Annotated in this window: 19 protein-coding genes and 1 pseudogene; 14 read left to right on the forward strand and 6 right to left on the reverse strand. The window is 69.3% G+C overall.

The annotated features are described in order from the left end of the window. The first annotated feature begins 81 nt into the window (after nt 1-81). The 6 genes from ABZ382_RS28575 to ABZ382_RS28600 all read left to right on the forward strand — a co-directional run bounded on the left by ABZ382_RS28575 (nt 82) and on the right by ABZ382_RS28600 (nt 5,628). Nucleotides 82-288 carry a hypothetical protein gene (locus ABZ382_RS28575; protein ID WP_357095265.1) on the forward strand — a complete coding sequence of 69 codons (207 nt, stop codon included), beginning with the start codon at nt 82-84 and terminating at the stop codon, nt 286-288. Between the two features lie 321 nt (nt 289-609). Beyond that, nucleotides 610-3,789 carry an isoleucine--tRNA ligase gene (gene ileS / locus ABZ382_RS28580; RefSeq protein ID WP_357095057.1) on the forward strand — a complete coding sequence of 1,060 codons (3,180 nt, stop codon included), beginning with the start codon at nt 610-612 and terminating at the stop codon, nt 3,787-3,789. A gap of 116 nt (nt 3,790-3,905) precedes the next feature. Continuing rightward, entirely contained in the window at nt 3,906-4,178 is a 273-nt protein-coding gene (locus ABZ382_RS28585; RefSeq protein ID WP_357095060.1) for a type II toxin-antitoxin system Phd/YefM family antitoxin, read from the forward strand. Nucleotides 4,179-4,186: 8 nt separating this feature from the next. Further along, nucleotides 4,187-4,438 carry a type II toxin-antitoxin system RelE/ParE family toxin gene (locus ABZ382_RS28590; RefSeq protein WP_357095063.1) on the forward strand — a complete coding sequence of 84 codons (252 nt, stop codon included), beginning with the start codon at nt 4,187-4,189 and terminating at the stop codon, nt 4,436-4,438. A 127-nt stretch (nt 4,439-4,565) separates the two neighbouring features. Further along, on the forward strand, nt 4,566-4,829 hold the full coding sequence (locus tag ABZ382_RS28595) for a hypothetical protein (protein WP_357095066.1): 264 nt from the start codon (nt 4,566-4,568) through the stop codon (nt 4,827-4,829). 247 nt (nt 4,830-5,076) lie between these two features. Continuing rightward, complete coding sequence (locus tag ABZ382_RS28600; RefSeq protein ID WP_357095069.1) at nt 5,077-5,628, forward strand: NlpC/P60 family protein; 552 nt, start codon at nt 5,077-5,079, stop codon at nt 5,626-5,628. Nucleotides 5,629-5,634: 6 nt separating this feature from the next. On the opposite strand, the gene ABZ382_RS28605 is transcribed toward ABZ382_RS28600, so the two are convergent. Continuing rightward, nucleotides 5,635-6,048 carry an organic hydroperoxide resistance protein gene (locus ABZ382_RS28605; RefSeq protein ID WP_357095072.1) on the reverse strand — a complete coding sequence of 138 codons (414 nt, stop codon included), beginning with the start codon at nt 6,046-6,048 and terminating at the stop codon, nt 5,635-5,637. A 112-nt stretch (nt 6,049-6,160) separates the two neighbouring features. On the opposite strand from ABZ382_RS28605, the gene ABZ382_RS28610 reads away from it, so the two are divergent. Then, the gene (locus ABZ382_RS28610) at nt 6,161-6,700 is read left to right on the forward strand and encodes a TetR/AcrR family transcriptional regulator (protein WP_357095075.1); all 540 of its coding nucleotides are present in this window, start codon (nt 6,161-6,163) and stop codon (nt 6,698-6,700) included. Here ABZ382_RS28610 and ABZ382_RS28615 read toward each other — a convergent pair. Next, entirely contained in the window at nt 6,697-7,731 is a 1,035-nt protein-coding gene (locus ABZ382_RS28615; RefSeq protein WP_357095078.1) for a hypothetical protein, read from the reverse strand. The two genes, ABZ382_RS28610 and ABZ382_RS28615, sit on opposite strands and share 4 nt — an antisense overlap. A 55-nt stretch (nt 7,732-7,786) precedes the next feature. On the opposite strand from ABZ382_RS28615, the gene ABZ382_RS28620 reads away from it, so the two are divergent. After that, complete coding sequence (locus ABZ382_RS28620) at nt 7,787-8,233, forward strand: MarR family transcriptional regulator (protein ID WP_357095079.1); 447 nt, start codon at nt 7,787-7,789, stop codon at nt 8,231-8,233. Nucleotides 8,234-8,273: 40 nt separating this feature from the next. On the opposite strand, the gene ABZ382_RS28625 is transcribed toward ABZ382_RS28620, so the two are convergent. Both ABZ382_RS28625 and ABZ382_RS28630 read right to left on the reverse strand, forming a co-directional pair. After that, a complete protein-coding gene (locus ABZ382_RS28625; protein WP_357095082.1) occupies nt 8,274-9,239 on the reverse strand; it encodes an alpha/beta hydrolase family protein in 966 nt (321 codons plus the stop codon). A gap of 316 nt (nt 9,240-9,555) precedes the next feature. Continuing rightward, on the reverse strand, nt 9,556-10,434 hold the full coding sequence (locus ABZ382_RS28630) for a UTP--glucose-1-phosphate uridylyltransferase (protein WP_357095085.1): 879 nt from the start codon (nt 10,432-10,434) through the stop codon (nt 9,556-9,558). Nucleotides 10,435-10,592: 158 nt separating this feature from the next. On the opposite strand from ABZ382_RS28630, the gene ABZ382_RS28635 reads away from it, so the two are divergent. The 3 genes from ABZ382_RS28635 (at nt 10,593) to ABZ382_RS28645 (ending at nt 16,054) form a co-directional block, all read left to right on the forward strand. Beyond that, nucleotides 10,593-11,987, forward strand: coding sequence for a DNA polymerase IV (locus ABZ382_RS28635; RefSeq protein WP_357095268.1), 1,395 nt, complete (start codon nt 10,593-10,595; stop codon nt 11,985-11,987). Nucleotides 11,988-12,161: 174 nt separating this feature from the next. Further along, nucleotides 12,162-12,662 carry a hypothetical protein gene (locus tag ABZ382_RS28640; RefSeq protein ID WP_357095087.1) on the forward strand — a complete coding sequence of 167 codons (501 nt, stop codon included), beginning with the start codon at nt 12,162-12,164 and terminating at the stop codon, nt 12,660-12,662. 92 nt (nt 12,663-12,754) lie between these two features. Next, nucleotides 12,755-16,054 carry an arabinosyltransferase domain-containing protein gene (locus tag ABZ382_RS28645; RefSeq protein WP_357095090.1) on the forward strand — a complete coding sequence of 1,100 codons (3,300 nt, stop codon included), beginning with the start codon at nt 12,755-12,757 and terminating at the stop codon, nt 16,052-16,054. Between the two features lie 191 nt (nt 16,055-16,245). On the opposite strand, the gene ABZ382_RS28650 is transcribed toward ABZ382_RS28645, so the two are convergent. Next, nucleotides 16,246-16,959: a hypothetical protein gene (locus ABZ382_RS28650; RefSeq protein ID WP_357095093.1), complete on the reverse strand. Its 714-nt coding sequence runs from the start codon at nt 16,957-16,959 to the stop codon at nt 16,246-16,248. Nucleotides 16,960-17,098: 139 nt separating this feature from the next. Continuing rightward, nucleotides 17,099-17,155, reverse strand: a pseudogene (locus ABZ382_RS28655) (hypothetical protein); the annotation flags it as partial. Nucleotides 17,156-18,112: 957 nt separating this feature from the next. Between ABZ382_RS28655 and lspA the strand changes: the two are divergent. Genes lspA through ABZ382_RS28670 form a run of 3 tightly spaced genes read left to right on the forward strand, consistent with a single transcriptional unit; the run spans nt 18,113 to nt 20,394 of the window. Beyond that, the gene (gene lspA / locus ABZ382_RS28660; RefSeq protein ID WP_357095095.1) at nt 18,113-18,772 is read left to right on the forward strand and encodes a signal peptidase II; all 660 of its coding nucleotides are present in this window, start codon (nt 18,113-18,115) and stop codon (nt 18,770-18,772) included. Next, the gene (locus ABZ382_RS28665) at nt 18,769-19,695 is read left to right on the forward strand and encodes an RluA family pseudouridine synthase (protein WP_357095098.1); all 927 of its coding nucleotides are present in this window, start codon (nt 18,769-18,771) and stop codon (nt 19,693-19,695) included. Before lspA ends, ABZ382_RS28665 begins: the two co-directional genes overlap by 4 nt. A 12-nt stretch (nt 19,696-19,707) precedes the next feature. Next, on the forward strand, nt 19,708-20,394 hold the full coding sequence (locus ABZ382_RS28670) for a hypothetical protein (protein WP_357095100.1): 687 nt from the start codon (nt 19,708-19,710) through the stop codon (nt 20,392-20,394). Nucleotides 20,395-20,510: the final 116 nt, after the last annotated feature.

Raw genomic sequence — 20,510 nt, forward strand, 5'->3', positions numbered from 1 at the left:
GGCGGCACGGCATCGTCGCCAACCTTTCGACGCGACCTCCGGTGGCCTCCGCCGCCGAAGACACACGAGGGGATGGTGCACTTGCTCGCAGTGACGCTCGGCCTCGCCGCGGTCGGTTTCGGACTGCTGGTGACCGCACTGACCACCGGTTCGGTGATCTGGGCATGGGGCTGCATCATCGTGTGCGTGATCGGCGCGGTGCTGCTGCTCGTCAGTGCGTTGTCGCTGCGGACCGATGACGAGGACACCTCCTCGCCACCACCGGGCGGACGGCACGCCAGGCATTAGCGGCTCACACGATTCGCGACGGGGCGGGTCCGGGGAATAACCCCTGGACCCGCCCCGCTAGTATGGAGACAGCAATACGGCGTCGATCCGGCCATCACCGGGGAGCCTTCGGAAGAACGGCGGGACCTGCTCCGAGCGGGGATCGCCCACTAGAACCGAACGGGTGAGCCCGTCACAGCTCGCAACGAGAGGCTCGGTCTCGCAAGGGTTTTCACAGCTCCTGCGGTCCGGGCAAGCGGGGTGGTACCGCGGTTACGGCGCGCCGAGCGCCGGGATCGTCCCCGTGCCCACGACGCAGGCACGAGGAGACGAGAGGCCGCCATGGCGGACGACAGCAGCACCCGAAGCGCATACCCCCGCGCGGACCTGAGCCGGACCACCGGGCAGGTCTCCTTCCCCGAGCTGGAGCAGCGGGTCCTGGACTACTGGGCCGCCGACGACACCTTCCGTGCCAGCATCGAGAACCGTTCCGAGGCAGAGGAATTCGTCTTCTACGACGGCCCGCCCTTCGCCAATGGGTTGCCGCACTACGGTCATCTGCTGACCGGATACGTGAAGGATTTGATCCCGCGTTTCCAAACGATGCGCGGTAAGAAGGTCGAACGGCGTTTCGGCTGGGATACTCACGGGCTGCCCGCGGAAATCGAAGCGGAGAAGCAGCTCGGTATCACGGACAAATCACAGATCGATGCCATGGGTCTCGCGGAATTCAACGCCGCGTGTAAATCTTCGGTCTTGCGCTATACGAACGAATGGCGTAACTACGTCACCCGCCAGGCGCGCTGGGTCGACTTCGACAACGACTACAAAACCCTCGACCTCGACTTCATGGAGTCGGTCATGTGGGCGTTCAAGTCGCTGTACGACAAGGGCCTGATCTATCAGGGCTTCCGGGTGCTGCCCTACAGCTGGTACGAGCAGACCCCGCTGTCCAACCAGGAGGCGCGTCTCGACGACTCCTACCGGATGCGCCAGGACCCGGCGGTCACCGTCGACATGGTGCTGCAGGTGCCGGCCGACCACCCGCTGCACATCCTCGACGGCGCCAACGCGCTGATCTGGACCACCACGCCGTGGACGCTGCCGTCCAACCTCGCCATCGCCGTGCACCCCGACGTCACCTACGCCCATGTGCAGGGCAAGGACGGCAAGCGGTATGTGGTTGCCGCCGAGCGGGTGTCGCACTACACCCGCGAGTTCGGCGAGGAGCCGCAGGTGCTGTCCGAGCACTCGGGCGCCGCGCTCGAGGGCCTGAACTACCTGCCGCCCTTCGACTTCTTCCGCGGCCACCCCCGCGCGCACCGCGTGCTCAACGCCGACTACGTCACCACCGACTCCGGCACCGGCATCGTGCACCTGGCCCCCGCCTTCGGTGAGGAGGACATGGATGTCGCCTCCGCCAACGGGATCGACATCGTGCAGCCCCTCGACGCGGGCGGCAAGTTCACCTCCATGGTGCCGCCGTACGAGGGCCTGATGGTCTTCGACGCCAACCCGGTCATCATCAAGGACCTCAAGGCCGCCGGAAAGCTGTTGCGGCACGAGACCATCGAGCACTCCTACCCGCACAGCTGGCGCTCGGGCCAGCCGCTGATCTACATGGCGGTGCCGTCCTGGTTCGTGGCGGTCACCAAGTTCCGCGACCGCATGGTGGAGCTCAACAAGGAGATCACCTGGGTCCCGGAGCACATCCGCGACGGCCAGTTCGGCAAGTGGCTCGAGAACGCGCGCGACTGGAACATCAGCCGTAACCGCTACTGGGGCGCGCCGATCCCGGTGTGGGTCTCCGACGACCCGGCCTACCCGCGCGTGGACGTGTACGGCTCGCTCGACGCCCTCGAGCGGGACTTCGGCGTGCGCCCGGACGACCTGCACCGGCCCATGATCGACGAGCTGGTGCGGCCGAATCCCGATGACCCGACCGGGAAGTCGATGATGCGGCGCACCCCCGAGGTCCTCGACTGCTGGTTCGAGTCGGGTTCCATGCCCTACGCGCAGGTGCACTACCCGTTCGAGAACAAGGAGTGGTTCGAGGGCACCTCGACGGAGTCGATCGACGGCGCCGCCGTCGCGGCTCCGCACAGCCCCGGCGATTTCATCGTCGAGTACAACGGCCAGACCCGCGGCTGGTTCTACAACCTGCACGTGCTCTCGACCGCGCTGTTCGACCGCCCGGCGTTCAAGTCCGTTGTGGCGCACGGCATCGTGCTCGGCGACGACGGCCTCAAGATGTCGAAGTCCAAGGGCAACTACCCCGACGTCAACGAGGTCTTCGACCGTGACGGCTCCGACGCCATGCGCTGGTTCCTCATGGCGTCCCCGGTGCTGCGCGGCGGCAACCTGATCGTCACCGAGCGCGGTATCCGCGAGGGGGTCAGCCAGGCGCTGCGCCCGCTGTGGAACGCGTGGACCTTCCTGCAGCTGTACGCCTCGCAGCCCGGCACCTGGCGCACCGACTCGGAGAACGTGCTCGACCGGTACATCCTGGCCAAGCTGGCGGCGACCCGCGACGTCATGACCGACGCGCTCGAGGTCTACGACATCGCCACCGCCTGCGACGAGCTGCGCACCTTCGCCGACGCGCTCACCAATTGGTATGTGCGCCGGTCGCGTTCGCGCTTCTGGGAGGAGGACCGCGACGCCATCGACACCCTGCACACCGTGCTCGAGGTGACGACCCGGCTCGCGGCCCCGCTGCTGCCGCTCATCTCCGAGGTGATCTACCGCGGTCTCACCGGTGAGCGTTCGGTGCACCTGGCCGACTGGCCCGCCGCCGACGCCCTGCCGCACGACGCCGAACTGGTGTCGGCCATGGACGAGGTCCGCACCGCCTGCTCCACGGTGCTGAGCCTGCGCAAGGCCCAGAACCTGCGGGTGCGCCTGCCGCTCTCGGAGGTCACCGTGGCCGCCGCCGACGCGGAACGCCTGCGCCCCTTCGTGGATCTGATCGCCGACGAGGTCAATGTCAAGAAGGTCGACCTCACCGCCGACGTGGCCGCCCACGGCCGCTTCGAACTGGTCGTGAACGCCCGTGCCGCCGGTCCGCGCATCGGCAAGGACGTCCAGACGGTGATCAAGGCCGTCAAGGCGGGGGAGTGGACCGAGGCCGCCGACGGCACCGTGACCGCCGCCGGCATCGCCCTGCTCCCCGAGGAATACACCCAGCGCCTGGTCGCCGCCGAGCCCGAATCCACCGCCGCCCTGCCCGGCAATGCCGGTCTGGTGGTGCTGAATTCGGTGGTCACCGAGGAACTCGAGGCCGAGGGCTGGGCCCGCGACCTCATCCGCGACCTCCAGGAAACCCGCAAGTCTCTCGGACTGGACGTCTCCGACCGCATCACCGTGGTCCTCGACGTCCCCGCCGACCGCCTCGCCTGGGCCGAAACCCACCGCGACCTGATCGCGGGCGAGATCCTCGCCACCACACTGACTTTCGGCGCGACCCCCGCGGACGCTTCCGAGATCGTCGGCGGCGTCAAGGTCTCGATCACCAAGGCCTGACCGAACTCACCCGACAGCGGCGCGGACCTCCGGGTCCGCGCCGCCGTCGTACCGGTCGGGTCTCGTGTCGTGCCCATCCATGGCATCTCTGGCACCGAATGATTAACATGTTGGACATGAGTACACACAGCCTGCGCGACCTGCGGATGCAACTCGGGGCGATCGTGCGCGGTGTGGCCACCACCGGTGAGGAAGCGATCATCACCGACAGTGGCAGCGAGGTCGCGGTCATCATCTCGATGGCCGACTACGAGCGGCTGCACGAGCACGCCGACCTGGTCGATGCCCTGCGTCTGCGCAGTATGCGCGATGAGGACTTCTCGACCATGTCGATGGCCGAGATGCTCGATGCCCTTGGGGTGGACCCCGCCGACGTACTCGCCTCGTGATGGCCGGGATGCGGATCGAGTTCCACCCCGATGTCCTGAAACAGCTGCAGCGCTTGCCCCGCGAGGCCTTCGGCACAGCGTTGCGCACGATCATCGACCTAGGGCAGGAACCACGTCCATCGGGCGTCAAGAAGCTCGCAGGCAGCGAGGCCGATTGGCGAGTTCGCTTCGGTCAGTACCGAATCGTCTACAGCATCGACGACAAAGCCGGTGTGGTCACGATTTTCACCGTTGCCAAGCGCTCCGACGCCTACCGGTAGGACGCAGGTCACAGTGGTGACCGGGTCCTGGATGGAATCGGTGACCTAACCGGCCGGTTGGATCGGTGCGAAGGTCGCAACCAACCTTGCCGGTACGGTTCCTCCTCGCGAGCCACAGGAGCAGTCGATGACCACCATCACCACCCCCGCCGCTGTCGTCGTAACCCCCGCCGCCATGCCGTCGGTGCACCGGCGCGCGCTGATCACCTGGCTGGCCGTATACCCGACCATCACCCTCGCGCTGGCCCTGCTCGGTCCCGAGATGGGCGGGCTGCCGGTGTTCGTGAAGACGCTGATCCTGACCGTGATCGTGGTGCCGGTGGCGGTGTATCTGCTGGTGCCGATGCTGATGAAGGCGAATCAGCGGCTGACGGTTCGGGCGCGGCGCTGAGCCGGTCGCTGCGAGAGGCTCCAGCAAACATGGAGCGCCTCCCTGGTTGGGGAGGCGCTCTTTTTGTTATGTCTGGCCTAGATCGACTGACCAGGAGTTTCTTTGGTGGAGGCGCCGTCGGCTCGAGACACGCCAGCCCTGGTTCCCTTGTGGCTGCTGTTGCGGGTGCGATAGAACGGCTATCGACTAGCTAACCGATCTCGTTCACAGCAGTTCCTGCGGCACCACCGGATGAAGGGGCGCGCTCATGGCTCGAAGATCGTTTCGCCGTTTCGCTGCACTGGTCACCAGTGCCACGGCGGTGGTCGTGGCCGCCGCGCTCGGGGCGGGACTCGCCCAGGCCGACACCGGGTCGGCGGCCTCGGGCTCCGGGTCCGGATCCTCCTCCGGCAGCGGGACCGGGTCGTTCTCCGGAAGTGCCAGCGGCTCGGCGCAATTGCCGATCGCGAGCCCGCGGGCCATGGCCGCGCTGGCGCTGGCCGGCACCCAGACCGGTAAGCCCTACCAGTGGGGCGGTACCGGTCCGGATGCCTGGGACTGCTCTGGTTTGGTGCAGTGGGCCTTCCGCAGTGTCGGCATCAATCTGCCGCGCACCACCTGGCAGCAGGCCGAGGTCGGCCTCGAGGTGCCGTTCGGGGCGCTGCAGCCCGGGGATGTGCTGATCCTCAACGATGACGCCTCCCACGAAGGGATCTACGCGGGCGGCGGCAACGTCTTGAACGCGTACAACTGGGGTGTGCCCGTCGGACTGACGCCCTTGAGCGAGTTCGACATCTACACCATTCGCCGATTCTTCTGAATCGTCTCAGTCGACAATCAGTTCCACGGGGATGTTGCCCCGGGTGGCCTTGGAGTACGGGCACACCTGGTGGGCGGCCTCGACCAGCGCGTGGCCCTGCTCGTTCTGCAGCTCCTCGGGCAGTTCCACGTGCAGCACCACGGAGATGCCGAAGCCGGTCTCGTCGTCCTTGTTCAGGGTGACGTCGGCGGTCACCGAGGTGTCGCCGAGCTTCACGCCCTGGCTGCGGGCCACCGCCTGCAGCGCGCCGGCGAAGCAGGCCGAGTAGCCCATGGCGAAGAGCTGCTCGGGGTTGGTGCCGTCACCGCTGCCGCCCGCCTCCTTGGGCTGGGCGAGCTTGAGGTCGAGGTAGCCGTCGGAGCTGACCGAGCGGCCCTCGCGGCCGACGGAGGTGGCGGATGAGGTGAAGAGTGCGGGCATTGATATCTCCTAGACAGACTTGTCTGTTCACGTCCGAGTCCCAGGGTAGACAGATCTGTCTGCTATCGTCAATACATAGCCCCGATCAGGGAGAAGGAGAGCAGGTCAAGCCATGAGCGAAGCCCGCGAGCGCCTGCTGGACACCGCCACCCGGCTGTTCTACGCCGAGGGGATCCACACGGTCGGCATCGACCGGATCATCGCCGAGGCCGGGATCGCGAAGGCCACCTTCTACCGGCACTTCAAGACCAAGGAAGATCTGGTCGTCGCCTACCTGGTCCGCGAATACGGCCGTCAGCGCGAGACTTTGGAGGAAATCCCCGGTTCGGGCGCCGAGTCCATCGTCGGCATCTTCGAGCGGCTCGGTGAGCTCAGCCGCGGCCCGGGGTTCCGGGGCTGCCCGTTTCTCAATGCCGCCGTGGAGTTCCCGAACTCCGACCACGCCGTGCGCAAGGTCGTCGACGAGTACCGCGCCTGGTTCCGCGACCTGATGGCCGAGCGGCTGCGCGCCGCCGGCCACCCGCAGGTCGAGGACGCCGCCCGCGCGCTGCTGCTGACCCGCGACGGTGTGACCATCAGCGGGGGAGTGGGCGACGCGGAGACGGTCCGGGTGGGCATCCGGACCGCCTTGTCGCAGTGGGGTATTCGCTAGACCCCGACCGACTCCTCCATCTCCTCCTCGGCGGCGTCGCCCGCGGCGGGCTCGGGCGCGGCGTGCTTCGGCGAGGCCTGCCGCCGCTCGGCGAGGCTGGCGGCGGCCATCAGCGCCACGCCCGCGGCCAGCCACAGCACCAGGCTCGCCATCCGGCTGCCCAGTCCGATGCCGTCGAAGTAGAGCAGGCTGCGCGCGCCCTCCACGAATCCCGCGCCGTTCCAGAACCGGTGCAGCGTGCCGAAGAAGTCGTTCTGCAGCCACGGGCTGTAGACGCCGCCGGAGCTGGTGAAGTTCAGCATCACGAACAGCACCATCATGGCCAGGGTGGTCCAGCGCTTCAGGAAGGTGTGCAGGCCGATGCCGATGCTCAGGATGCCCGCCGAGTACAGCCACGACATGCCCCAGATCGCGCCCAGGTCGTGGTCGACGATGTGGAAGACCGGGCCCGCGAGCGCCAGGCCGATCAGGCTCACCAGCAGTGAGGTGATCAGGCCGATGATTCCGCGCTGCCACAGCGGCAGGCCCGCGCCCGCCGCGCTGATGGCGGCCACGCTGCCGTAGGAGCCGATGCTCAGCGCGACCAGCAGGAAGAAGATGCCCTGCGCGGTGGGGTCGCCGGAGCTGGGGGTGGTGACGTCGGTGACGGTGAGCGGCGTGTTCTGCAATCCGGCGACCTGCCCGAACACGGCCTCGGCGGCCATGGCGGTGGTGTCGGATCCGGCCTTGGCGACGAGCAGTTCGGGCTGGTGCGGGTCGGGCACGTACGCCCCGGCCAGCTCGCGGTGGCGCAGCTTGTCGACGGCGTCGTCGCGGGTGGGCACGGTGATCACGTCGAGGGCGTTGCCGCCCTTGTCCTTCAGGGACTGGGCCAGCACTTTGACCTGCGCGTTGTCGCCGACCACGGCCACCGCGAGGTGGTTGGGCTCGGGCTGGTGGAACGCGCCCAGGTAGGCCAGGCCCATGCCGAGGCACATGAGCAGCGGGGTGAGCAGGTGCACGGCGACGTGCCGGATCTGGTGGGTGGCCATGAAGTCTTCTCCAATAGTTGGTAAATACAACCAAGCGAGGTTGTAGTCTACAACTATGAAGAGTGAATCCGCATTCCCCGGCCGCGCCGATGCGATCGAGGTCATACAGCGCGAGCTCACCGCCTTCGCCCGTCGCGCCCGCGGCCGGGCCAGTGAACTCCACCCGGAACTGTCGCTGGTGGCCTCCAGCATCCTGGACCTGGTGATCGAGCGGAACGGCTGCCTGGCCGCCGATCTGGCCGGGCACTTCCACCTCGACAAGTCCACGGTCAGCCGCCAGGTGGCAGCCCTCGAACGCGACGGTTACCTGGAACGCGAAGTGGATCCGACGAACCGCCGCAACCTGGTGCTGCACGCCACCGCCGAGGGCCGCCGGGTGGCGCGCGCGGCGGCCCGCAGCCGCGCCACCGCCTTCACCGAACGCTTCCGGGACTGGGACGACGCCGATGTGGAGCGGCTGGCGGGATACCTGGTGCGCTACAACGCCGCCGACGCGGGCTAGGCCCGAACCCGGCCCGGTCCAGTCGGTTCCGTCGGAGCGCTCAGTTGGTTCCGTCCGAGCGTGCCGTCTCGGGCGCCCATTCCTCGTCGGGCAGGCCCATGCCCTTGGCGAGCACCGGCCACGAGGAGCGCAGCGCGTCCTGCCAGTACCCCCAGGAGTGCGTGCCCGCCTGGGTGATGTCGAAGGTCGCGGGAATGCTCATGTCCCGCAGCCGCGCCCGCAGATTCCGCGCGCACCAGTCGCTGGCCGCCTCCAGGATGCCGCCCACCAGGATCTGCTGCGGCAGACCGCCGTCGGCCGGGCCCAGGCTGCGCACATCGGCCACATTGTCGTGCTTGCCGGGCAGACCGCTGCCGTTGGACACGTAGATCTCCATGCCGCGCAGGGCTTCCGCGTGCACGTAGGGGTCGTTGGCGGCCCACTCCGGATCGTCCATCGGCCCGTACATGTTCACCGGATTGCCGCCGCCGATGGTGATCACCAGGTTCGCGAACTTCTGCCCGACCGGATCGGAGATCTGCGCGCAGCCGCTGTAGGCGGCGACCGCCCGATAGAGGCCCGGCGCGGCGATGGCCAGCTGCAGCACCGAGGTGCCCGACATGGACATGCCCGCGATGGCGTGCGTGCCGTCGGTGTCGAGCGCCGCGTCCACCAGCGGCGGGAGTTCCTCGGTGAGGAAGGTCTTCCACATGGGCTGGCCCAGTTTGGGATCGGCGGTGCGCCAGTCCGTGTAGTAGGTGAACGCGCCGCCGATGGGCATCACCACGTTCACGTTCTTGTCCATGAAGAACTGGGTGGCGTCGGTATTGCGCTTCCAGGTCGCGGTGTCCTGGCCGCCGCCCGCGCCGTTGAGCATGTACAGCACCGGCCGCGGCCGCGAGGGATCGGCGGGCCGCTGCACCTCCACGGTGATGTCGGCGTCCATGGCGGCCGAGTGCACCAGCAGGGTGAGGTTGCGCGTGTCGTGGATCTCGAAGCTCTCGATCGACGATCCGTCCTCGGACATCGTTGTCGCCGCGAGTGCGGCGCTGCCGGTTATCGGATCGGGAGGGGCGGCGAAAGCCGGGCCCGCGGGCACGACCGTGGTGAACGTAGTGACAAGAGAACAACTTGCCGCCGCGAGCAGTGCTGCCCGAGTGCCCAATCCGCCTAGCAAAACCGACCTTCGATCCACAGGGTGTCCCGACCCATGCGCATGATCGCCGACTCGTGCCCCAATGTTTCAGGTTTCGACAATATCGGGGTCGGCGTGCTTGTGGCACACGGCACTTGTGCGCCGGGCTATGCGGATCCGCTGTGGTTCAGCGCGTGTCGCGGTTCTCCTACTCGGCGACCAGGCCGCGCAGCAGCGGACCGTACTCCGGGTGCGCCAGCGCGGAGGCGAACTGCGCGGTCAGGTAGTCGGCCGGATTGCCGGTGTCGTACCAGCGACCCCGGATCACCTGGCCGTACACCGGGTTCTCGGCGGCGAAGATATTGATGGCGTCGGTCAGGTACACCTCGCCGGTGCGGTGGGTGTACCAGTGGTCGACCTGGCGGCGCAGCTCGGCGATGATGCCGGGCGTGACCACGTAGCCGCCGATCGCGGCGAACTCCGACGGCGCGTCGGCCGGCTTGGGCTTCTCCTTGAGGCCGCTGATCCGCATCAGGCCGTTGCCCTCGGTCTCCTCGACCACCGGCACGCCGTAGCGCGAGGATTCGGCCGGGTCCATCGGCATCAGGGCCAGCACCGGCGCGCCGGTCTTGGCGTAGGCGTCGACGAGCTGCTGGGCGCGCGGCACCTCGGCGACGAAGACGTCGTCGGGCCACAGCACCAGCATGGGCTCGTCGCCCAGGTGGCGGGCGGCGTTCAGCACCGGCGTGCCGTTGCCGTAGGGGCCGTGCTGGTCCAGGTAGGTGATGTGGCCGGCGCGGGCCAGCTCGCCGACCTCCTCGACCGCGTCGGCGTAAGCGGTCTTGCCGTCGGCGCGCAGCTGCGCGACCAGCGCCGGGTTGGGGCGGAAGTGGTCCTGGATCAACGACTTTCCACCGCTGACCACGATGGTGATGTCGGTGATGCCGGAGGCCACGAGTTCGCGGACGGTGTGCTCGATGACCGGCTTGTCGCCCACCGGGAGCATTTCCTTCGGGATCGCCTTGGTCAACGGCAGCAGGCGCGAGCCGATGCCCGCAGCGGGAATCACGGCCTTGCGAATCGTCATGGACGAATTCTCACACAGGTTCCTGCTCGTACCTGTCGGTAGCCGCTTGTAGATTTCCCTCTGTGACCACCTCCGCCGGCCCCGCGAACCCGGGCATCGTGCCTGGTGAGGCCGGTTGTGCTGGGGCGGCGGTGGCGGGCGGCGGGCCGGTGGGGGCCGTGGCGGATTCACGGCAACCCCTCAGCCCCGCCGGAGGCCGGGGCCAGCGGCGCTGGGTGCTGCACATCGATATGGACGCCTTCTTCGCCTCGGTCGAACAGCTCACCCGGCCGACCCTGCGCGGGCGGCCGGTGCTGGTCGGCGGCATGGGCGGGCGCGGCGTGGTGGCCGGGGCCAGTTACGAGGCGCGGGTGTTCGGCGCGCGGTCGGCCATGCCCATGCATCAGGCGCGACGGCTGGTCGGCGCGTCGGCGGTGGTGATACCACCGCGCGGCGCGGTGTACGGGGAACTCAGCGGGCAGGTGTTCGAGGCGTTGCGGTCGCGGATCCCGGTGCTGGAGACGCTGTCGTTCGACGAGGCGTTCGGGGAACCGGCGGAGTTGGCGGGGGCGACGCCGGAGCGGGTGCTCGAATTCTGCGAGGAGCTGCGGACTGCGGTGCGCGAGCGCACCGGGCTCGTGGCCTCGGTCGGCGCGGGCAGCGGCAAGCAGCTCGCCAAGATCGCCTCCGGCCTGGCCAAACCCGATGGGGTGCGGGTGATTCCGGCGGTCGAGCAGGACGGCTTCCTGTCCGCGCTGCCGGTGCGCAAGCTGTGGGGGATCGGGCCGGTGGCCGAGAGTCGTTTGCGCTCCTTGGGAATCGAGACGGTGGGGGCGCTGGCGGCGCTGCCGGAATCGGAGGCGGCCTCGATCCTGGGCGGCAACATCGGGGTGGCGCTGCACCGGCTGGCCCGCGGTATCGACGACCGCCCGGTTGCCGAACGCGCCGAGGCCAAGCAGATCAGCGCCGAAACCACCTACGAGACCGACATTCTCACCCTCGCCCAACTGCGCCCGGCCATCGACGCCATGGCGGCCTCGGCGCACCGGCGGCTGAGCGCGGACGGGCGTGCGGCGCGCACGGTGGTGCTCAAGCTGAAGAAGACCGATATGAGCATCGTGACCCGATCCTCCACGCTGCCCTACGCCACCGAGGACCTGGTCACCCTGACCGCCGCCGCGCAGCGCTCGGCCCTGGACCCGGTCGAGATCGGTCCGATTCGCCTGGTGGGCGTGGGTTTCGCCGGGCTGTCGGAGATCCGGCAGGAATCGCTGTTCCCGGAACTGGATCAGACGGTGGCCGCCGACGCGGTCGCCGAGGAGCCCACGCTGGCCGTGACCGGCGGCCCGGATCCGCTGGTACCGCCCGCAACTCGCTCCTTCGCGATCGGAACCTGGTATCCGGGACTGGATGTCGAGCACCCGGAATTCGGCCACGGCTGGGTGCAGGGCGCGGGGCATGGGGTGGTGACGGTCCGCTTCGAGACCCGTTCCACCGGGCCGGGTCCCACCCGCACCTTCGCCGCCGCGGATCCGGCTCTCACCAGGGCGGATCCATTGGGCAGCCTGCGCTGAACGCGTTAAGACCCGAATGCGTGAATTATGAGGATTCGGCCTGAATCTGCCGCGCCACCGCCCTCGGAGGCGGTTTCCGCGACCGGGCGTTGGTAGTGTCGCCAGTCGGGCAGCGCCGCCGCGGTGTAGCTGTCACTTGTCGAACGGACCTACTCGAACGCAAAGGACGAGCAGTTGAAGCTTCAGAAGACTGGACGTATCGCGGTCGCCACCCTGGCTGTCGTGACCGTACTCGGGCTGTCGGCGTGTGGCAGCGGTGACAAGAAGGAGACCAAGCCCACCAAGGCGACCACCTCCAAGGTCACCGGCGCGCAGAACAACTACCCGGCGGCTCCGTCCGTGGCGGAACTGAATGCCGAGCTGCAGAAGGCACTGGATCCGAGCATCCCGGACGCGCAGAAGCTGGACATGATGCAGGGTGCCCAGGCCGACCCGGCCCTGCCCGGCCGCCTGGCGGAGGCCTACCGGCAGAACAACGCCACCATCACCGTCACCAACGTGACCGACCTCGGCAACGGCACCATCACCGCCGACGCCCAGTTCGCCGTCAACGGTGGCGCGCCGCAGCAGGCCGTCGTGCCGTTCGTGGCCGAGGACGGCAAGTGGAAGGTTCAGAAGGACTGGGTCTGCAACGCCCTCTCGCTGGTCAACCAGACCTCCCCGGCCTGCGGCTAGTCGTCTCGAGCGGACCCGGCATCCCCTAGTGGAATGCCGGGTTCGTCCTCTTCTTGGCGGTCGATGATGAGGACCGCTTAGGATCTGCGGTCGTGACGGACGTGTTGGAGAAGGCGGGGCCGGATGCCGCCGGGAGTGCTGGTGCCGAACCCGAGAGACGGACTCGAGGGGGCTGGGCGCGCCCTGTCGCCCTGATCGCCGGCTTGATCGCGGTGCTCGCGGCGCTGGCGGTGCCGTTCCTGCCGGTGCGTGTGGACCACACCACTCTGACCTGGCCGCAGGGCAATTCGACGCAGAGCATCGAAGCCCCGCTGATCACCTACGCGCCGCAGAGCTTCGACGCCGCCATTCCCTGCGCCGCCGTGGCCCAGCTGGGCGCGAAGGGCGGCACCCTGGCCGCCACCGGACCCAATGGCGCGCCGGACCTCGAGAAGTACGGATTCGTGGCCCGCGTCACCGCGGCGACCACCGCCGACGGCGTCACCACGCCCGGCAAGCTGGAAGCGATCCTGCACCACAAGACGCTGCTCAGCGTGCCCGTGGACCAGCTGGGCGCGGGCTGCGCGCTCACCGTGCACTCGGACTTCACCGCCTCCACCGCGACACTGAGCGGGTCCTCGGTCGAGCCGGTCACCCTCGACGGTGACTACCGGCCGCAGCTGGTCGGGATCTTCAGCGATCTGACCGTCTCCGACGGCGCGAAGGTCACCGCGGCGGTGGACAGCCGCTTCACCTCCACCCCGGGCCCGCTCAAGCGGATCGCCATCTGGACGGCCATCGTCGGCACCCTCGTCGCGCTGGGCGCCCTGTACCGGCTGGACCGCCTCGACGGCCGCCGCAGCCGCCGTTTCCTGCCCAAGCACTGGTGGACCTTCCAGCCGGTCGACGCCGTGGTGCTGGGCACGCTGGTGCTGTGGCACTTCATCGGCGCCACCACCTCCGACGACGGCTACCAGTTCGGCATGGGCCGCGCGTCCCTGCACGCCGGATACATGGCCAACTACTTCGGCTACTTCGGCGTCCCCGAAACCCCGGTCGGCACACCGTATTACGACCTGATCGGCCATATGGCGCAGGTCAGCCCGGCGAGCGTGTGGATGCGCCTGCCCGCGCTGGCGGCGGGCATGCTGATCTGGCTGGTGCTCAGCCGCGAGGTGATCCCGCGCCTGGGCGCGCGGGTGCCCCGCGACCGGATCGCGGTGTGGACCGGGGCGCTGGGCTTCCTGGCCGTGTGGCTGGCCTACAACAACGGCCTGCGGCCGGAGCCGCTGGTGGCTCTCGGTGTGCTGCTCACCTGGGTGTCGGTGGAGCGGGCCATCGCGACCGGGCGGTTGCTGCCCTACGGCATCGCCGTCACCATCGGCGCGTTCACCTGTACGGTCGGCCCGTCCGGCATCATCTGTTTCGCTCCGCTGCTGGCGGGCATCCGGCCGATCTGGCGGATTCTCAACCGGCGCGCAACGGCATTGGGTAAGCCGACCCCGCCCGACGCGAGCGCGCTCACCATTCTGAAGGCCCGCTTCGGCGCGTACCTCGCGCTGGCCGCTCCGGTGGCCGCGGCCGGCGCCGTGGTGCTGGCGGTCATGTTCTGCGATCAGCCACTGGCCTCGATGTTCGAGATGAGCCGGGTGCACACCGCGGTCGGCCCGGATGTGCACTGGGACGGCGAATACATTCGCTACCAGTACCTCTTCATGCCCACCATCGACGGTTCGCTGGCACGGCGCTTCGGCATGTTCGTGTTCTGGATCGGCCTGGCGGTGTGTGCTGCGGTGCTGCTGCGCAAGGGCGGCCGCATCCCGTTCACCGCCTCGGGTCCCGCCCGGCGCGTGCTGGGCACCGGCGTCGGCGTCATCCTGCTGATGATGCTGACCCCCACCAAGTGGACCCACCACAACGGCATCTACGCCGGACTGGCCGGTGTCGTCGCGGTGCTCACCGCGGTCGCGGTCGGCCCCCGGGTGATGCGTTCGCCGCGCAATCGGGCGCTGTTCGCCGCGGTGGTGGCGTTCGCGCTGGCCGCGGCGTTCGCCAGCATCAACGGCTGGTGGTACGTGTCGAACTGGTCGATCTCCTGGAACGACAAGCCGGTGGTGCTGGCCGGGTTCCTGGTGTCCAAGATCTTCCTGGGCATCGCGCTGGCGCTGCTCGCGCTCGCCGGCTGGTTCCACGTGCGCGCGCCCGAAAAGCCGGGCCCGCACCGGATCTCGAAGCTGGGCTGGCGTTTCGTCGCCATCCCGCCGCTGACCGTGGCGGCCGCGTTCATGGTCGTGTTCGAGGTGGCCATGCTCGCCAAGGGCGCGGTCGTGCAGTACCCGGCGTACTCGCTGGCCCGCTCGAATATCGATGCGGTGTTGGGCAAGCCGTGCGGCCTGGCCCGCGACGTGCGGGTCGAGGAGCAGCCCAACGCGGGCATGCTGCCGCCGCTGACCGGCGACGCGCACAGCGCCTTCGGCGCCGAGGCCACCGGCTTCTCGCCCAAGGGCGTCGCCACCGATCTGCGTCCCGACGACGACCTCGACACCGGCGGCAGCGTCGCCAGCGCGGTCAGCGGGCGCAGCAGCGGCACCGCCGACGGAACCACCACCGCGCCACTGCCTTTCGGCCTCGACGCGAGCACCCCGGTGCTGGGCAGCTACAACAGTTCCGAAGCGATCTCCACGCTGACCACCGGCTGGTACACCCTGCCCGCGGCCAAGGATCGCTCCGGCATCATCGCGATCGCCGCCGCGGGCCGCATCCGCTCGGTCGACCAGGACGGCATCGTGACCCCCGGCCAGTCGGTCGAGGTCGAATACGGTGTGCCCGGCGCCGACGGTGTGCCCGTCGCGCAGGGCCGGGTGACGCCGATCGATATCGGTCCCGCCCCGACCTGGCGCAATCTGCGGACGCCGCTGAGCGAGATCCCGGCCGCCGCCACCGCGATTCGCGTGGTCGCCACCGATCGCGACAGCGACCCCAAGCAGTGGGTGGCGCTCACCCCGCCGCGCATCCCGCACACGGTGACGCTGCAGGAGTACGTCGGCAGCTCCAAGCCGGTGCTGCTGGATTGGGAAGTGGGCCTGCAGTTCCCGTGCCAGCGGCCCTTCGATCACCTCGACGGCATCGCCGAGGTGCCCGAGTACCGCATCCTGCCCGACCGCGGCGGCGCGGCCATGACCACGCTGTGGCAGAGCCACGACGGCGGCGGCGCGCTGGGCTGGAGCTCGATGCTGTTGCGCCCGGTCACCATCGCCACCTTCCTGGACAACGACCCGCGCCGGGACTGGGGCGAGCTGCAGCGGTTCGAGCGGATCGACAGTTCCGCGCAGACCGCCAAGCCGTCGGTGACCGTCGAGAGTCACACGGGAATGTGGAATCCCGGGCCGATCAATGTGACCGGCTGGCAGTAGCCTCGGCCATCACGCAGTGACCGCGAACCGCCCCCGCTTCCGATCGGAAGCGGGGGCGGTGTCGTTCTGGGGGCTCAGCCCTGCATGGCCGCCATGCGCTCGGCCATCTCCTCCGGATCACGTCCTCGACGTGCAGGGCGAGGGTCCAGCCGTGCAGGGCGAGGGTCCAGCGGTGACCCACAGGGCCGCGCCTAGGGGCCCGCGGCTCCGCGAAGTTTCCGCACCTGGGCCGCCGTCATGGCGCTGAGCTGCTGCGGATCGGGTTCCTTGGCGTCGGAGTAGGCGATCTGCACGACCGTCGAGCCCACCAGCGTGATGCTCACGTCGGTGTAGAGGGTGAGGCCTTCGCTGGTGGTCCGGACCTGGAACGCGGTCGATCCGTCGCCGGCCTGCGGCTGGTTCAACCCACCCAGCCGGAATTCGACCTTGGTGTTGTCGGCATCGGTGCCGGAGTACTTCGTGCACCCGGTCAGCAGCGACTGGACGGCGGAGAAGGCCTGGGCCGCGCCGCCGTTCGCATAGGACGCCGCGTCGATGTCGACGCTGGCGAAGTTCATGCCGCCGAACTGGGCCGCCGCGCGCGCCGCCGCGCCCGGCGCCTGCACCGCGATGGCTTCCAGCACCTTCGCGCACGGCGCGGGATCGGTCTTCGCGCCCGCGCCGCCCGACGCGCCGGGCGGCGGGTCGTCCAGGGCGGTGAACCCCGCGGGCAGGGCCGTCAGATCCAGCAGATCCGAGCGCAGTGTGTACTCGTCGAGAACCGGTGCGCCGCCGGGCGACTGCGTGGGCTGCACGGCCGGGCCCAGGCTGGGTAGCGGGGCGCCGGAGTCCTTGCTGTTCCCGCAGGCGGTGGCGGTCAGCGCCAGCGCGCCCGCCAGCAATGCCAGCCGTGTCAGGCTCCCCACTGCACCTCCGTGCGCAGCGTCTGGCGCAGGGTCACCGCGCTGCGCGGGTCGCGATAGGTCTGGTTGCCGCCGACTTCGACCTGGCCGGAAACCGGCAGCGGCAGGCCCAGATCCACGGCGATGGTGCCGGTGCCGTGCATCAGGTAGTCGACGATCTCGAGCTGGCCCGCCTCGTTGGGCAGATGCCACACCGCGGACTTCGGGCTCTGCACCACGTTCAGTTCGATGGTCAGCTCGTTGCCCTCGCGGGCGGTGAGAGTGCAGGTGGTCACCTGCTCGAGCGGGACGCTTCCGGAAACCTGTTGCCGCACGGTCCATACCGCGCCCACGCCGACGGCCTCGGTCGGGAAGGCGATGGACTGGTACACGGCCTGATAGAACGACTGCTCCAGCGCGGCGCGCGCGGCGTCGGAGGTGGCCGGTTTGGGGGCCAGCTTGAGCGCGGTGATCGCGCCCAGCTCGCTCACGTCGAAACCGACGTGGGAGCCGTCGGCGTGGGTCAGCGCCGCGGCCAGGGCCGGGTCGGGGGAGGTGACATTGCCGACGGTCAGTTCGACGCCGTCGGCCCCGGCCTGCGCGGTCAGCGGAATGGTGACCGCGGGCGGGGAGATGTCGCGCTGCGCCTGCTGATTGATCTGCTGTTCGATGTGGTGCTCGGTGCTCAGCGTCACCTGCTGGCTGGTGCCCGGCTCCAGGGTGCGGCGCAGCGGGGAGCGGGGTTCGGCGCCGGGGTTGACGACGGTGGTGGTCACGGCCTCGATGGGCATGGTGACCTCTTTGTTGATGCCCACCGGCTCGGTGCCGTCGCCTTCGGCCGTGGTCTCCGAGGGGTCGCTGCAGCCGACGCCGAAGGCGGTCAGCGTGACCGCGAGGACCAGCATCAGCACCCCGGAACGGTGGCCGCGGGCGCTTCCGCGGCGAGGCGGTCGCGGGGCTCCGGAACAGGGTGCGGTGGCGTTCGCCGAGCTGGGGGAGGAAGACAACACCGTCACGTCGAACAGGTTACGACGGGTTCCTGAAAAACAGCTGGGATCCTGTGCGGCCGCCGTTTCGGTCCGCCGGGGCGGGGCCCGGGTCGGCCCGCGCGGCGGTTCGGAGCCGCCCGGCCCGGACCGTTCGGAGTCCCCGGGTGCGGATAAGGAATGATGTCAGGGTGAGTACCGACCGGCCGCGCGAAACGGGCGCTGAGGAACCAGACAAGTCGCCAGGGGATACCGTTCCCGCGATCGATGCCGAGGCTTCCCCCGCCGGCGCACCCGCCGAGTCGGACGGCGCTCCCGCCGAGACCGCGTCGCAGCCGCTGCGCCTGCGCAATCTGCTGGTGCTCGCCGCCGTGGTGCTCGGTCTGGATCTGCTGACCAAGACGATCGTGGTGTCCACCATGACCCCCGGCAGGCCGATCCATCTGATCGGCGACTGGGCGCGACTGTCCCTGGTTCGCAACCCGGGCGCGGCGTTCTCCATGGCCACCGGCATGACCTGGCTGCTGACCCTGATCGCCGCGGCCGTGGTGATCGGCGTGATCCGGATCGGTCGCACCCTGCGCTCGCTGCCGTGGGCCATCGGCCTGGGCCTGGTGCTGGGCGGTGCGCTCGGCAACCTCATCGATCGCCTGTTCCGCGCGCCCGGCCCGCTGCAGGGTCACGTGGTGGACTTCGTGGCGGTCGGCTGGTGGCCGGTGTTCAATGTGGCCGATTCGGCCATCGTGTGCGGCGCGATCCTGCTGGTGGCGTTGACGGTGTTCGGTTTCGAACCCGACGGCACCCGCATGCACCGCGCGCCCGCGACGACCGCGGAGGGGAAGGCGGCATGAGGGAGACCCGCAGCATGCCCGTGCCCGACGGCCTGGACGGCATGCGTGTCGACGCCGGGCTCTCGCGGCTGCTGGGCCTGTCCCGCACCGCGGTGGCGGCCATGACCGAGGACGGCTCGGTGCAGCTCGACGGCGTCGCGGCCGGAAAGTCGGATCGGCTCACCGCCGGCGCGTGGCTGGAGGTCGAATTCCCCGAGCCCAAGCGCGAACTCACCGTCGAGGCGACTCCCGTCGAGGGCATGAAGATCCTCTACGCCGACGACGACATCGTGGCCGTGGACAAGCCGGTCGGCGTGGCCGCGCACACCGGTGTCGGGTGGACCGGGCCCACCGTGGTCGGCGGTCTGGCCGCGATGGGCTACCGCATCTCCACCTCGGGCGCCCACGAGCGCCAGGGCATCGTGCACCGTCTCGACGTCGGCACCTCCGGCGTGATGGTGGTCGCGCAGTCCGAGCACGCCTACACCCAGCTCAAGCGCGCCTTCAAGTACCGCACCGTCGAGAAGCGCTATCACGCTCTGGTGCAAGGCCATCCGGATCCGTCGAGCGGCACCATCGACGCACCGATCGGCCGGGCACGCGGCAACGACTGGAAGTTCGCGGTCACCGCCGACGGCCGCCCGTCGGTCACCCACTACGACACGGTCGAGGCCTTCCAGGCCGCCAGCCTGCTCGACATCCACCTGGAGACCGGCCGCACCCACCAGATCCGCGTCCATTTCTCGGCCGTGCGCCACCCCTGCTGCGGTGACCTCACCTACGGCGCGGACCCGCGCCTGGCCGAACGCCTGGGCCTCGAACGGCAGTGGCTGCACGCCCGCCAGCTGGGCTTCAACCATCCCGCCGACGGCCGCTGGGTCGAGATCACCAGCGAATACCCCGCCGACCTGGAACACGCGCTCGACGTCCTGCGTCAGCACTGATCGGAGCTCCGAGTGGATGCACCGCGGCCGCGCGGCGTGGCGGGCTCGACCCTGCGCGGCGCCGGGATCGCCACGGCGGCGGTGCTTCTCGTCGTCCTGATCCTCGTCCTGGGCTGGGCGAACCCGCCGCGGCCGGGGATCATCGCGACCGATCGGCTGGGTCCGGAAAGCGGTGAGCCGGTAGCCGATTACCTGACCCGCGCCGGGAAGTCCTTGGCGGGCGGCGACTCCGGAGACCACTGGGCCCTGCTGTCCTTCACCGAGGGCGTCACCGCCGATCGCCTCCCCGAATTCAGTGCGGGCCTGCGCATCTCGGAGGTCGATTACCACGTGTGGGTGGACCGGGTCGCGACACCTATCATCGCGATCGGCGTGCCATCGGGCGAGGGCGTGGCGGTCGCCTCGGTGAAATCCGCCGCCGCCCAGATGGAATCGACCCCCACCTTCGACACCCGCTCCACGCAGGTGAAGGACCTCGTCGCCGCCCGGCTGCGCGCCGACTGCGCGTGCGTCGTGGGCGTCGTCGTCCACGGCTCTCTCGCCCAGCTGCGAACCGTGGCCACCCGTCCCGGAATCCGCGCTGTCGAAGCGCTACCGGCCGACGCTTCCGCCGCCGTCTTCGCCGTCTCGCCGCTCCTGCCCGAGCAACGTGAGGCGGCGGTCCCGGGCCCCGACGATGGCCCCGTCCCCGCCGGCTGACCGGTTCCTGGACGCTCGACTTTGCAGAATCTTCATCAACTAAATCTGCTCGCTCCGTCCGAATCGATTGATAGCCAGGAGTATGCTCTTACCTGGCGTCGTTCCACATGACGTCC

Origin of the sequence: Nocardia sp. NPDC005825 (genome assembly GCF_040630175.1) — a bacterium.
GTDB lineage: Bacteria > Actinomycetota > Actinomycetes > Mycobacteriales > Mycobacteriaceae > Nocardia.